This window comes from bacterium (assembly GCA_029210545.1).
GTDB lineage: Bacteria > BMS3Abin14 > BMS3Abin14 > BMS3Abin14 > BMS3Abin14 > JARGFV01.
The window spans coordinates 1-13,803 of sequence record JARGFV010000023.1; the positions used below are offsets into that span (position 1 = coordinate 1).

Sequence of the window (13,803 nt, forward strand, 5' to 3'; positions counted from 1 at the left end):
CACCGGTTTAATGCTCCTGTTTTCAAAAAAAGACCCAAAAAAGGGCTTTCCGAAAAACTTACAGCAGCGTGTCAAGATGTTTTCCGACACGCTGCTAGAGCCCTACACAAGGTTATCCGCCTTTCTCCGTGACCTCCGTGGTGAATGCTTTCCCGGGCTTTATGGTGACACTTCTCAGGTACGTGTTATTGTGATGAACTGAAATTTGGAATTGGAGAGTATCATGGAAAAATTTGACGTTTTGATCCTGATGGGCTCTGCCTCAGACGAAGAGGTCATGGAACAGGCGGCCAGGGTCCTCGAAGAGTTCGAAGTCCCCTTCCGGGCGGCGGTGGCTTCAGCCCACCGGTCACCGGACCGTGTGCACCGCCTGGTCGCCGAGGCTGAGAAGGACGGCTGCAAGGTTTTCATCGCCGGTGCGGGGTGGGCAGCCCACCTTGCCGGAGTCGTCGCTTCTCTCACGGTCAAACCGGTGATCGGCGTGCCCATCCCCTCCTCCCCCCTGCAGGGGCTCGACTCCCTTCTCTCCACAGTCCAGATGCCCGGGGGTATTCCGGTGGCCACCGTGGCCCTGGGCAAGAGCGGTGCCCGGAACGCGGCCCTCCTGGCCATATCGATCCTGGCCCTGGAAAATGAAAAGCTCTCGGAACAGCTGAATGCCTACAGAAAAGAGATGGCCGACGCGTTTGAAGAGTGACCGGCACGCAGGGACACGGAGACGCGGGGAACTTCTCCAACTCCGTTCCGGGAATCACCGCCAAGGGCGGTAAGAAAACCGTTTATAAGCCTTTCTCGGTGTCCTCTGTGACTCCGTGGTAAAATCAGCGATTGACACCGGTCGGTCGGGGACAAGACAACTGTGAAACTCCAGGAAGCCCTAGAGAGCCAGTTCCGCCAGGCCATAAGGATCCTCGGCGAGGGCGGGCTGGTCATCGCCCCCACCGAGACCTTCTACGGGATCATCGGTGACGCCTGGTCGGAAAAGGCGGTCAAAAGGCTCGTCCATCTCAAGGGCCGGGATTACGGAAAACCGATCCCCCTCATCGCGGGCAGCACCGGGGTCGTCCTGAGCGTGGCTACCGATATCCCGCCCGTGTTCAAAAACCTGGCGGAAGAGTTCTGGCCCGGCCCCCTGACTGTGGTCCTCAAAGCCGCCAGGGGGTTTCCCAGGGGCATCACCGCGGGCACCGACAGCATCGGGATCCGGGTTCCCGCCCAGTCCCCGGCCCTCGACCTGGCCAGGTTCTACCGGGGCCCCCTGACCGCCACCAGCGCCAACTTCGCCAACCAGCCGCCCCCCAGGAGCATCAAGGAGCTGGACGGCGAACTGGCTGAAAGTGTGGACCTCGTCATCGACGGGGGGTGGACGCCCGGTGTCCAGCCTTCCACCGTCCTGAATTTGGTCCCGGATCGACCTGTTATATTGAGGATGGGGGTCCTGGGGAGGCAGGTGGAAGCACTTCTTGCTGAGCTGTCGTGGAGGCTGGATGATGATTGAGAGAGGTTCACGGTTCATCAGCCTTTACGTAAAACTACGGCTGACAGGCGTGGTCCCTGTAAAAACGGCAAGAGCTTATTTACCACAGAGGGAAGAGCAGACGCGGGGACACGGGGACACGGAGTCCAACATGATCCGCCTGCCACGGCGTAGTCTGAAAGACGAAGACGGGTCATCCCGGGCCGATCAATAGTCTCTTCCTTATTCTTCCTCCCCCTCCCAATAGCCCATTTCCTTACTCTCCCTCTCCCCCTCATGTAGGCTCCCTTCCTTATCCTTCCTCCCCCTACCAATAGCCCCTTTCCTTATTCTCCCTCTCCCCGCCGAGGGAGAGGGCCGGGGTGAGGGGGAAAGTTTTTCCTGAGGGGGGAGGATCGAGGTGGGGGTGAGAGTGATTTTTGAGTCACGCCAGCGGCGTGATCCCCTTGGTCCCCTCCCCTCAGCCGCCTTCGCATAGAGCTTCGTCGGGCCAGGAGGGAGGGGAAAATTAAGGAGGTTGGTCGCTGAAAGGAGGTGGGGGTGATAGTGTCCGGATCCGGAATCCAGGAAACACCGGTTCCTGTAAAGATGGCCCTGTTGGCCCACTCTCGGGGGCTTGATATTCTGAATCTCCAGTAACTGCCGTAATAGGAGAAAAAACAAACCCCGCATCAAAAAACGCGGGGTTTGTCAGTGATCTGAGGGGGCTCCTTTCGGAGGCCCGCTATTGCATGCTGTAAACTTATTTTTCTAGAATCGGAACGTCACATCCATGGCAATAAGTGAAATGGAGTTTTTGTACTTTCCATCGAAGAGAGTCGGGAGAGCGGACGGTTCGTTGGAATCCACAGTCCGGTCTTTCTTTGAGAGCGCCATGTAAGCCAGGTTCACCGCGTAACTGCCTGCGTCGTAACCGCCGCCCAAGGTGATGCCGGTGGCATCCGCGCCGGGCAGTCTGGGATCAAAGGTCTCTTCCACCACCGGGGTCGGCTCGGTGAGGTAACCGGCCCGTACCGTCCACTTTTCGTCGATCTTGTACTGTCCTCCGAACCTGATGGCCAGAACGTCCTCGTAATCCTTGTTGATGGTCCGGATGGTGGTGCCGCCATCCTTGAAGACCAGCTTGTCGTAATCTGACCACTGGGTCTGGTCCAGGTCGAAGTTGAGAGACAGCTGCTCGTTGACCATGTACTGCACACCAATGGCCATGGTGTCCGGGATGTTTAGATCAACGGAGGCATTGCCGGTGTATGGGGCGCCACCGCTATCCGGGAACATGACGGCCTTGCCCGAAAGTTCCGCTGTCACACCACTGTGCCAGGCGAAACCGATCCTCAAGGCATCGGCGGGCTGATACAGGCCGCTGAGCACATAACCCAGGCCGTGACCGTCACCTTTCATGGAATAGTCCCACCCTGTGCCGGCACCGTCCGAAGAACCACCCTTGTACACGACCTTCTGGACATCGTAATATTCCGGGCCGAAACCGACCGAGAACTGGTCGTTGACCCTGTAAGCGGCCACCGGAGCGATCTTGGCGATCTCCAAGGTCGTCTCGGTGACGACATCAACCGGATTGAGTGGAGTCACAGTCGTCCTGAAAAAGTCGTTAAAAGGCGCATTTTCGTTCCACTCCGTCCCCAGGCCAAATGGAGCGTTTATGCCAAAACCAATAAACCAGTCGCTCTCCTTGACCTGGTTGGCGTAAAAGAAATAGGGCGGATAGAAAGTCTGTTTTTCCGCACTCACACCCTCAAACTCCGATTCAGGTGTGATGATCGTCAGCCCGGTCATTATCTGGATTCCCTCAAGACCGGTGATGGCAGCGGGGTTGTGGTGAACGGCGGACGGGTCGTCGGCCTGTCCAACAAAGGCGTTGCCCTGCCCCATGGCAGCAGCACCGCTTTCCGGAATGCGGAATGCACCGGCCATGGCCGGGACAACGGCAAGGGCCAGCGCTGCGGCCGTGACCAGCAATACAACCAAGCTTCTTTTCATCGTTTCGGCTCCTTTCCCCTCCTAGTGTGATCAGGGTTGTGTTTTACGTGTCTGAGTGTCTATGTGTTTAGGTATCAAAGTATGATAGAGTCGCAAAAAGTCCAATCCGGGACTTTTTGCTCCACGGAAAGGGAAAAGCGTCGTTTTCCCTTTCCTTACAAATCAATGACTTACAGTTTGAGTCATTGATTTGGGCGCCCCGCGCGGGGCGCGTTGATGGACTTTTTGCGAGTCCATCAAGTATCTACCTGACAAAATTTCCAAATGCTCAGGTATCCGAGTTCCAAGTCTATAAAGTTCATACCTGCATATGCACACTGATACTCAGTTACTCGGGTACCTAGCAGCGTGTCGCGAAACCTCTTGACACGCTGCTGTAAGTTTTTCGGAAAGCTCTTTTTTGGGTCTTTTCTTGAAAACAAGAGCATTAAACCGGTGAATAACTCCAGTGAATTACCAAATGTGCCATACAATTGTTCTTTTCGGTCTAAATGCTACTTCCGAAAAACTATATCCAGGAGCCTGCATGGGGTTCTCCGACAGGCTCCTAGATACCTGGTCGCCCTGTTGGTCACATATAACACCGTTTTATTCTTGTTTTGTCAACATATTCGATAGATTTGATCTCAAATCACCATCTCAAAAGGTTTCCCTGCGGCCTCTGCGGGATGAGCGGCCTACCAGCGAGCCGCTTTTGCGGCCCTCCGCGTTAGAGCTTTTGAACCAGATTGCTTCGCTCGGGGTCAGCTCGCAATGACACCGTTTTCCCCCCGCATCTGCTCTTCCCCCGCGTCTCCGCATCGCCGTGTCAGCTATCATTCGTACAACGAGTCCAGTTCCTTCCAGTACTTCCGTGTGATCTCCTTGCGCTTGAGCTTCAAGGTGGGGGTCACCTCACCCTCCTCCTGGCTGAACTCTTTTTCCATGATCCGGAACCGTTTGACCTGCTCATAGGGAGCAAACCCCTCCATGGCGGTGTCGACACGGCTCTGGATAAGCTCCACGATCTTCGGGTGGGAACAGAGCTCTACCCTCGTCGCGTCCTTTATCCTGTGCTCGGCGGCGTAATTTTCCACCCGCTCCCAGTCCGGGACGATAAGGGCCGAGATGAAATTCCTGGTGTCCCCGAAGACGAAGGCCTGGTTGATGAACTTGTCCGCTGAAAGGACGTTCTCCAGGGCCGCGGGAGCCACGTTCTTTCCACCCGCGGTGACGATGAGCGACTTCTTGCGGTCGGTGATAACGAGGGCCCCGTCCTCGTTGAAATGGCCGATATCCCCGGTGTAGAACCAACCCTCCCCGTCGATGGCCTCAGCCGTATCCTCGGGCCGGTTGTAGTACCCTTTCATGATATTGGGGCCCCGGGCCAGGATCTCACCGTCCTGGGCAATCCGGACCTCGACGCCCGGAACGGGCGGGCCGACGGTCCCGAACCGGAGCCTCTCGATGGTGTTGGCCGAGATAACCGGGGACGTCTCGGTGAGTCCATACCCCTCGAGAATGAGCAGGCCGGCCGCGTGGAAAAATTCGGCGATGTGCTTGTTGAGGGGGGCGCCGCCGGAGATCATCAGGCGGATATTCCCGCCAAAGGTGGTCCGCAACTTGGAGAACACCAGTTTGTCGGCAATGCGGTGAGCCCTGGCAAGACCGCCGCTCAATGGCTGCCCGTCCTGGAGCTGCCGGCTCACCTTGCTCCCGATCTTCAGACAGGAAGCGAAGATCAGCCTGCGGACCGCCGAGCTTTCCCGGACCCGGTCAAGGATGCGCCCGTAGGCTTTCTCGTAGATCCGGGGCACGCTGACCATGATGGTCGGGTTCACCTCACCCAGGTTCTGAACCACCGAGTCGATATTTTCGGCATAGTTGATGAGCCCTCCCACGTAGAGGAAAAGATATAGAGCGATGCGCTCGAAAACATGGGACAGGGGCAGGAAAGACAGGCAGCTGTCGTCTGAAGTCACGTGGATGACATCAAGGACTGCCCGGACGTTGGACAGGAAGTTGTCATGGGTCAGAACGACGCCCTTGGGCTCCCCTGTGGTGCCCGAGGTGTAGATAATGGTGGCAAGGTCGTCCTTCCTGCCCCCGGCGATGGATCGGCCCATGTTCTCCCACACCTCCCGGGGGGCCTCGTGTCCCAGGGCCACCAGCTCTTCAAGGTACATCACTCCCTCCGGGAGCCGGCGGCCTTCCGGAAGCTGGTCGAAAAGGACGATGATGGTCAGATCGGGAAGTTCGCCGCGGATCTTGAGGATCCTGTCCAGGAACTCCTCGTTGGACACGAAGATGGCCCTGGCGGAACAATCCTTGAGGATATACCGGATCTGGGAGGGCGTCTGGGTCCAGTAAAGGGGAACGACCACTCCCTCCGTGGTGTAGATGCCAAGATCGGCAAACGCCCACTCGGGCCTGTTCTCGGAGAGGATCGCGATGGCATCCCCCCTGCCGAGACCCCGCTGTATAAGGCCCCGTGCCACATCCCGGTAGGAACCGGCCAGCTGCTCCCAGGTGACTTCGAGCCAGGAACCATCCTGCTTGTAGCGCATGATCGGGCGATCGCCGTAACTTTCGGCCCGGGCGTCCACCATCTGTACGATGGTCTCCTGGTAAGAGCCGGACCGCGTGGAAGCGGTGCCTCCGGTGTCGGCCATGGTCATCATTCCTCCTCACCAAGGTCGGCGATATAATCCTCGTAATCTTCAGGGGCCAGGAGGACATCGAGCTGTACGGGATCGTCGAGCTCGACCCGGGCCAGCCACCCTTCTCCGTACGGGTCCTCGTTGATGAGTTCAGGATCATCCACAAGGCCGGTCCCGATCGCAATGACCGTTCCTGTCACGGGGGCGATGAGATCGGCCACCATCCTGTCCGACTCGATGATCCCGAAGGTTCCAAGGGCCACGATATCGTCATCGATCTCCGGAAGATCGACAAAAACGATATGGCCAAGTTCTCCCTGGAAGTAGTCGCTGACCCCGATGACCGCCTCGTTGCCCTCGGGTTTCACCCAGAAATGATCTTTCGAGTAACGGCAGTTCCTGGGAACATTCATCCCCTACCCCCTTTTAAAATTCACGCTCCGCCTGAATTTTAAAAATGATTTGAAAGTCCATCTACAGAAAACCAGTATTTGATATTGGATTACACTATTATTCCCCCCGTTTTTAACAACAGAACAGCATGTTCTGTCAGATATCCATCCAGGAACCTGCCCGACAGCTAGCCCGGACTATTCACGAGGTTCTTTTCCGTTCCGGCGGCGTTGCTGAGTCGTTCGCTTGTGCGGAATACTAAAGTATGCCTCCGCGCTCACTCCTCAGTCGCCTTGCCGGAACGAAAAACTCCTCTCGTGACTATGTCCGCTCAACCCCGCCTGATTCATGATGCTTATAGTGCCATTCCCATTTATCTTTAATTGCCACACAGTTAGCTGACATCTCATTTGCATCATGAATAATGCGGGCTAGCAGTAATTGCTGGCAGCTGAATCCAGGATCCAAAATCCAAGGTCCAAAATGAGAGCCGACTCACGCATAGCGCCTGTGTTTGAAATCAAGTGATTTCATCCACGTTCGCTCTGCGGCTGTGTGAGCCAGGTTTTTTCAGGCTATCATTTGGTAGTTATCAGCTGTTTTTCAGATTCCTTCCGGTTGCCATAGGCTACCTGCTGAGGTATGAAGGAGATTAGCTTTCATCTGTAAGCTGGCAGTACAAGCTTACGGTTTTTCATTTGGATCTTGGATCTTGGATCAGGATATTGGATCACTGTTTTCGGAGGCCTTCATTGAGAACGGAAGAGAAAAAAGTTCCCACCGATTTCATCCGGCAGATCGTTGCCGACGACCTGGCCTCGGGCAGGCACACTACCATCGTGACCCGGTTTCCCCCGGAGCCCAACGGGTACCTGCACATCGGTCACGCCAAGAGCATCACCCTCAACTTCGGTATCGCGGCTGAGATCCCCGGAGGCCGCTGCCACCTGCGGTTCGACGACAGCAACCCCGAGACCGAGGACATGGAGTACGTCGAGTCGATCAAGAGGGACGTCAGGTGGCTGGGGTACGACTGGGGCGAGCACCTCTACTACGCCTCGGACTACTTCGAAAAGCTTTACGGATTTGCCGTCAGGCTCATCGAGGCGGGCAAGGCGTACGTGTGCAGCCTGCCGGAGGACGAGATCCGCCAATACCGGGGCACGGTGACCCGGGCCGGGACCGGCAGCCCCTACAGGGACCGCCCCATCGTGGAGAACCTGGATCTTTTCGCGCGCATGCGGGCAGGTCAGTTCGCCGACGGCGAACACGTTCTGCGGGCGAAGATCGACATGGCCGATCCCAACATGAAGATGCGCGATCCCCTCCTTTACCGCATCCGCCACGCAGCCCACTACCGCACCGGAAATGAATGGTGCCTCTATCCCATGTACGACTTCACCCACTGCCTGTCGGATGCTATCGAGGGCATCACCCACTCCATCTGTACCCTGGAGTTCGAGAACAACCGGGAACTTTACGACTGGATCATCGACAACGTCCCCGCGCCCGGCAGGCCGCGGCAGTACGAGTTTGCCCGCCTGAACCTGAACTACACTGTAATGAGCAAGCGGAAGCTCATCGACCTGGTCCAGGACGGTCACGTCTCGGGCTGGGACGACCCGCGCCTGCCCACCATCGCGGGGTTGAGGCGCCGGGGGATCACCCCGGAAGCGATCCGGTACTTCTGTGAGCGGATCGGGGTAGCCAAGGCCAACAGCGTCGTGGACGTGGCGCTCCTCGAACACAGCGTCCGGGACGACCTGAACACGAAGGCTCCCAGGGTCATGGGGGTCCTGGATCCCCTCAAGGTCGTCATCGTCAACTATAGGGAAGACCAATCCGACGAGTTCGACGCGCCATACTACCCCGACGATCCGCCGAAGATGGGGACCCGCAAGGTGCCCTTTACCAGGGAGATCTACATCGAGCGCAAGGATTTCATGGAGGACCCCCCGAAAAAGTTCTTCCGGCTGGCTCCCGGCAGGGAGGTCCGGCTTCGGTGGGCCTACTTCGTGACCTGCGTGGACGTGAAAAAGGACGAGAACGGCGAGGTGGTGGAGATCCACTGCGTGTACGACCCGGAGACGAGGGGAGGGGACTCCCCGGACGGGCGGCGGGTCAAGGGGACGATCCACTGGGTTTCTGCGGAGCATTCCGTTCCCGCCGAGGTGAGGCTCTACGACCGTCTTTTCACGGAACCCAACCCCGACGGTGACAAGAACGTGGAATACACCAGGTACCTCAATCCCCACTCCCTGGAGGTGGTGAGCGCCAGGGTGGAGCCCAGCCTGGGAAGCGCCTTACCGGGAGACCGGTTCCAGTTCGAACGGACAGGTTATTTTATCGCCGATTCGGAAGACCATTCGGAAGGCAACCTGGTGTTCAACCGGATCGTGCCGCTTCGCGATTCGTGGGCGAAAATGGTCGCCAAGGCGACGCCGGAAGAGGGAGGGGAAAAGGGGAAGAAACGGGATTAATCCACCAGACACAGAGCAAAGTTTGCTTGCCGCGGCGAAGTCCGAAGGACGGAGACGGGTCATCGCGAGCAACCCCCATGCGACGCAATCTCAGGTCTTATGGCTTTAATACTCGGATTTCACCACGGAGGCATCACGCCTTTGGCGTGACAGGCATCGAAAATCGGAGGAAGGCTGAAACTACAATCGTCATTCCGGACACGGCGACTTGCCACCCAGAAGCTGCAAGCGAAGTCGGGAGCCGTGAGCCGGAATCCAGAGTAAGGGCATTTACTCAAAGACGCCAGGAAAATCTGTTTTTGAAATGCCAAGCCTGAGGGACTGAGGTCCAACCCCAAGAGGTTCTAATATTTGGTGTGATGATGAGTTCTCTTCCTACCGGATTATCGGTCAGTAATAAGGTCCTGTTGACGGGGGCTGGTTTTACAAAAGATTTCGGCGGCTTCCTGGCCAACGAGATATGGAGCTTAATTTTCAACAGCTCATCACTCGAAAATTACCCAAGGATAAAAGATATTCTGCGCCGCGATTTTTCCTATGAGTCTGTCTACCATAAGGTGATCGCAGGTGAATACAGTGACGATGAGAAAAGAGCCATCCAAGAGGCAGTGAAATCAGCGTATGACATGCTTGACAGCAACATCAGGGAATATAGGCTTAACGTGCCGACCCGTAAAGCCAACTCCACCAGCCTGGCCGCTTTTATAAGGCGATTCGGCGGCGCGGGCAATTCAAGTGGGTTTTTCTTTACACTGAATCAGTTTTTCTCATCCAGATCACACCGGAGACAGCGGCGGGCCTCCTTCATGGCCATCTCCACGCTAAACCCCAGGTCCACTTCAACCGAGGAATCCAGCCGTCGATGGGCATCGAGGGTAGGCATCTCCGGCCTCACCAGGAGCATGTCGTCGTCCGTCAGTTTTACGGCTTCAACCGGGTCGATGTCGGGCCTCATGATGTCGTAAAGGGGAGCCACATCCTCCCCGTTTAAAAACAGCTCCATGTGGGCGGCGGCCCTCTTTCCGGCTGCGATGGCGCCGATGACCATCCAGGGCCCGGTGACCACGTCACCCCCGGCGAAAACTCCCTCGAGGTTTGTCATCTGGGAGAAGGGGTGGGCCTGGATGGTATTCCAGTCGGTTGTCTCGAGGCCATTTCCTGTTCCAAGGAACGAAAGGTCCGAGCGCCCCCCGATGGCCACGATGAGGTTGTCCAGCGGGATCTCGAACTCGGAGTCCGGGATCGGGATCGGTCTTTGCCTCCCGCTGGAGTCCGGCTCCCCGAGTTCCATGCGTGTGCAGATAAGGCCTGATATCCGGCCGCCCCTGGTCTGGACCCTCGCCGGTGCCACCAGGGTCTGCAGGTCCACATCCTCCCTGAGGGCTTCGTGGACCTCCATGGCGTCCGCGGGCATCTCCTTCTGCGTTCTCCTGTAGAGGATAGCGACGTGTGCCCCTTGCCTGCGGGCGACACGGGCCGCGTCGATGGCGGCGTTGCCGCCGCCCACCACCGCGGCCCTTTTTCCAAGATGGACATCTTCGCCCAGGTTGATCTTTCTCAGGAACTCCAGGCTCTTGATGACCCCTTCGGCATCCTCACCGGGAATGCCCAGCTCCTGGTCCACGTGGGCTCCCGTGGCGATAAAGACGGCGGCGTGCTCCCTTCTCACCTGGTCGAAACTCAGGCCGTTGCCGATGGGCGTGTTGTAGTGGATCTTCACCCCCATGGACTCGATGAGCCCGATCTCGTGGTTGAGCACGTCCCTGGGCAGGCGGTATTCCGGGACGCCCAGGGTCAGCATGCCTCCGGCGATCCTCTGGGCCTCGAAAATGACGGGAGTGAAATCTTTCATGGCCAGGAATGAGGCCGCGGTAAGGCCGGCCGGACCGGCGCCGATGATACCCACCATCTTGCCTTTGCCCGAGATCTTCCGCGTTTTGACGACGTACTTGCCGGTAATGGCCTCCTTTGCGGCGTTGTCGGCCGCCACCCTTTTCAGGCTGCAGATGCTGACGGGCTCGTCCAGGTCAGCCCTTCGGCAAACGACTTCGCACGGGTGGTGGCACACCCTGCCGCAGACGGCCGGCAGGGGGTTCGTCATCCGGATGACATCCAGGGCTTCGCTGAACCTGCCAAGGGCGATAAGAGCCACGTAGGCCGGGACATCGGTCTCCGTTGGACAGTTGTGCTGGCAGGGGGTGGAGATGATATTCCGGCAGATGACCGCCGGACAGTGCTTTTCGACGATATGGGCGACGTACTCCTCCCTGAAGTAGCGGAGAGTGGACAGCACCGGGTTGGGCGCTGTCTGCCCGAGCCCGCACAGGGACAGGCTCTTGATCTGGTGGCCCAGGTCTTCCAGATTATCCAGGTCCTCCATGGTCCCTTCGCCGTCGGTGATCCTTGTCAGGATGTCCAGCATGGTCCTGGTGCCCAGGCGGCACGGGACGCACTTTCCGCACGATTCCGAGGTCGTGAAGTTAAGGAAGAACCGGGCCACGTCCACCATGCAGGATCGTTCGTCCATGATGACGATGCCCCCTGAGCCCATCATGGCTCCCGCCTGGATGAGTGAGTCGTAGTCGATGGGAGTCTCCACGATCCCGGCCGGCAGGCACCCTCCGGAGGGGCCGCCCAGCTGAGCGGCCTTGAACCTTCCGCCTCCGACGATACCGCCCCCGATGTCGTAGATGATCTCTTTTAACCGTGTTCCTGCCGGGACCTCGATAAGGCCTGTGTGCCTGATCTTCCCGGTGAGGGCGAACACCTTGGTGCCCTTTGTCCCTTCGGTGCCGATGGAACTGTACGCGTCGGCGCCGTTGAGGATGATGGGAGGCACACAGGCGAAGGTCTCCACGTTGTTGATGTTTGACGGCTTGTCCCACAGCCCCCGGTTGGCCGGGAAGGGCGGGCGCGGGCGCGGCATCCCCCTGTCCCCCTGGATGGAGGCCATGAGGGCCGTTTCCTCGCCGCACACGAAGGCCCCGGCGCCCTTCTTGATGCTCAGGGTAAAGGAAAAATCAGTGCCGAGGATGTTCTCTCCGATAAAACCGCGTTCACGGGCCTGGGCGATGGCGGTCACGAGTCTTTCGATGGCAAGGGGGTACTCGGCGCGGCAATAGATGTAGCCATATCGGGCACCGATGGCGAAAGCGGCGATGGTCATCCCCTCGATCACCGCGTGGGGATCGCCTTCCAGGACGCTCCGGTCCATGAAGGCGCCGGGATCGCCCTCGTCGGCGTTGCAGATGAGGTATTTAGGCTGCCCCGCGGCCTTGGCGCAGAACTCCCACTTCAACCCGGTAGGGAACCCGCCCCCTCCGCGTCCCCGAAGGCCGGAACTTTTGACGACCTCCCGCACCGTTTCGGGCCTCATCTGATTCAGAGCTTTTTTCAAAGCCTTGTAGCCGTCATGGGCAAGGTAGTCGTCGATAAGGTCGGGATCGATGAACCCGCACCTTCTGAGCACCAGCCGGTGCTGCTTTTTGAAAAAATCGATCTCGCTGTAGAGGGGGATCCCCTCAAAGGGTCTGTCCCCGTTTCCCCCGATCTGTCCGATGGCGTATTCCAGGACCGGTTTGCCGTCGACCAGGTGTTCCCTGATGATACGGGGGACCATGTCGGGCTGGACCTTGTGGTAGGTCACCCTGGCCCGGTCCGGGATGTGGACATCCATGAGGACCTCCTGGTAGCACATCCCGATGCACCCGGTCCTGAGGATCTCCACCTCCCCCTCGATGGAGCCCAGTTCCTCCTTGACCCGAGCGAGGACGCTGTTGGCGCCGGAGGCCAGTCCGCAGGTCCCCATGCCGATGATGACGCGTTTGCCGTTGCCGTTATTCATTTTGTTCTGGAATCCATTTCCCGCAGGTTTTCCATGATCTTTTGCGCCTTGACAGGATCCAACTGCCCATAAGCGTCCTTGTCCACCATGATCACGGGTGCAAGGCCGCAGGCTCCCAGGCAGGCGACCCTCTCGAAGGAAGCGAAAAGGTCTTCCGTGGTCTCACCGTGGGTGATCCCGAGGATGCTTTCCATCCTGGAGATCACGTTCTTCCCGCCCCTGACGTGACAGGCAGTGCCGGAACAGGCCCTGATGATGTGGCGCCCTCTGGGTGAAAGGTGAAACTGGGTGTAGAAGGTCATGACGCCGTAGACCTTGCTCCGGTAAACGCCGATCTCGTCGGCGATCATGTTGGCCGCCTCTTCGGGCACGTAGCCGTACACGTCCTGGACGTCCTGCAGCAGGGGGATGAGCATCCCTTTCGTGTCCGCGAACCGGGCAAGGATCTCCTGTACCGGTCCCAGGTCCAGGTTCTCTTCCGGCCCAACCGTTTTACCGAATCCGTTGTCCACTGGCGCCTCCCAAAAAGCAAAAACCGTCTCCCTGCCAGGAAGACGGTTGTCATCTCAACTTTCGCAAGGTTGCGAAGAACGGTGTTAGATCCGCCCGGATACGGCTTACCCCTCCTCTGATCCAAAGCGCATCCAGGGCCCTGGCAGAGTAGATAAATTGTACTAGTAAGCTTAGCGTATAATCAACATATTTTTACAGTAAAACCAACAGTAAAAAAGTCGGGTAACGGGAGCGTCAATCCGTTAACGACCGGCCATCAGCCTCGAAAGGGAGGATCTCGAAATATCGTGGCTCCCGGCTGCTTGGCCGGTCCTTGCGATACCTTGCCTGGGCCTGTTGAAGGGCTGGCCGGACAGCCGGCAGGACGCCCAGGGCAATGATCACGGTGAAAACTTTCCTCATGACTTCACCTCCAGTTCACCTCACTTTTCAAGGATAACGCAGATTGGGGGATAAGCT

At 58.1% G+C, this 13,803-nt stretch carries 10 protein-coding genes; 4 read left to right on the forward strand and 6 right to left on the reverse strand.

The genetic code is table 11. The features are described 5' to 3' along the window. From P1S46_04020 to P1S46_04030, 3 genes are all read left to right on the forward strand, one after another. Positions 1–202 (forward strand): hypothetical protein (locus P1S46_04020; protein MDF1535654.1); only part of this gene is annotated, 202 nt, incomplete at its 5' end. Positions 203–223: 21 nt separating this feature from the next. Further along, a complete protein-coding gene (gene purE, locus P1S46_04025; GenBank protein MDF1535655.1) occupies positions 224–697 on the forward strand; it encodes a 5-(carboxyamino)imidazole ribonucleotide mutase in 474 nt (157 codons plus the stop codon). Positions 698–859: 162 nt separating this feature from the next. Next, positions 860–1,498: an L-threonylcarbamoyladenylate synthase gene (locus tag P1S46_04030; protein MDF1535656.1), complete on the forward strand. Its 639-nt coding sequence runs from the start codon at positions 860–862 to the stop codon at positions 1,496–1,498. Positions 1,499–2,227: 729 nt separating this feature from the next. On the opposite strand, the gene P1S46_04035 is transcribed toward P1S46_04030, so the two are convergent. From P1S46_04035 to gcvH, 3 genes are all read right to left on the reverse strand, one after another. Beyond that, a complete protein-coding gene (locus P1S46_04035) occupies positions 2,228–3,475 on the reverse strand; it encodes an outer membrane protein transport protein (GenBank protein MDF1535657.1) in 1,248 nt (415 codons plus the stop codon). Positions 3,476–4,290: 815 nt separating this feature from the next. Beyond that, positions 4,291–6,126, reverse strand: a complete 1,836-nt coding sequence (locus P1S46_04040; GenBank protein MDF1535658.1) for a long-chain fatty acid--CoA ligase — start codon at positions 6,124–6,126, stop codon at positions 4,291–4,293. Between the two features lie 5 nt (positions 6,127–6,131). Further along, entirely contained in the window at positions 6,132–6,527 is a 396-nt protein-coding gene (gene gcvH / locus P1S46_04045; GenBank protein ID MDF1535659.1) for a glycine cleavage system protein GcvH, read from the reverse strand. Positions 6,528–7,259: 732 nt separating this feature from the next. On the opposite strand from gcvH, the gene P1S46_04050 reads away from it, so the two are divergent. After that, a complete protein-coding gene (locus P1S46_04050) occupies positions 7,260–8,987 on the forward strand; it encodes a glutamine--tRNA ligase/YqeY domain fusion protein (GenBank protein ID MDF1535660.1) in 1,728 nt (575 codons plus the stop codon). Positions 8,988–9,744: 757 nt separating this feature from the next. Here the strand turns inward: P1S46_04050 and P1S46_04055 are convergent. From P1S46_04055 to P1S46_04065, 3 genes are all read right to left on the reverse strand, one after another. Further along, positions 9,745–12,831, reverse strand: coding sequence for an NADH-ubiquinone oxidoreductase-F iron-sulfur binding region domain-containing protein (locus tag P1S46_04055; protein ID MDF1535661.1), 3,087 nt, complete (start codon positions 12,829–12,831; stop codon positions 9,745–9,747). Next, the gene (nuoE, locus tag P1S46_04060) at positions 12,828–13,343 is read right to left on the reverse strand and encodes an NADH-quinone oxidoreductase subunit NuoE (GenBank protein MDF1535662.1); all 516 of its coding nucleotides are present in this window, start codon (positions 13,341–13,343) and stop codon (positions 12,828–12,830) included. Before nuoE ends, P1S46_04055 begins: the two co-directional genes overlap by 4 nt. Positions 13,344–13,578: 235 nt before the next feature. Further along, on the reverse strand, positions 13,579–13,746 hold the full coding sequence (locus tag P1S46_04065; GenBank protein MDF1535663.1) for a hypothetical protein: 168 nt from the start codon (positions 13,744–13,746) through the stop codon (positions 13,579–13,581). Positions 13,747–13,803: the final 57 nt, after the last annotated feature.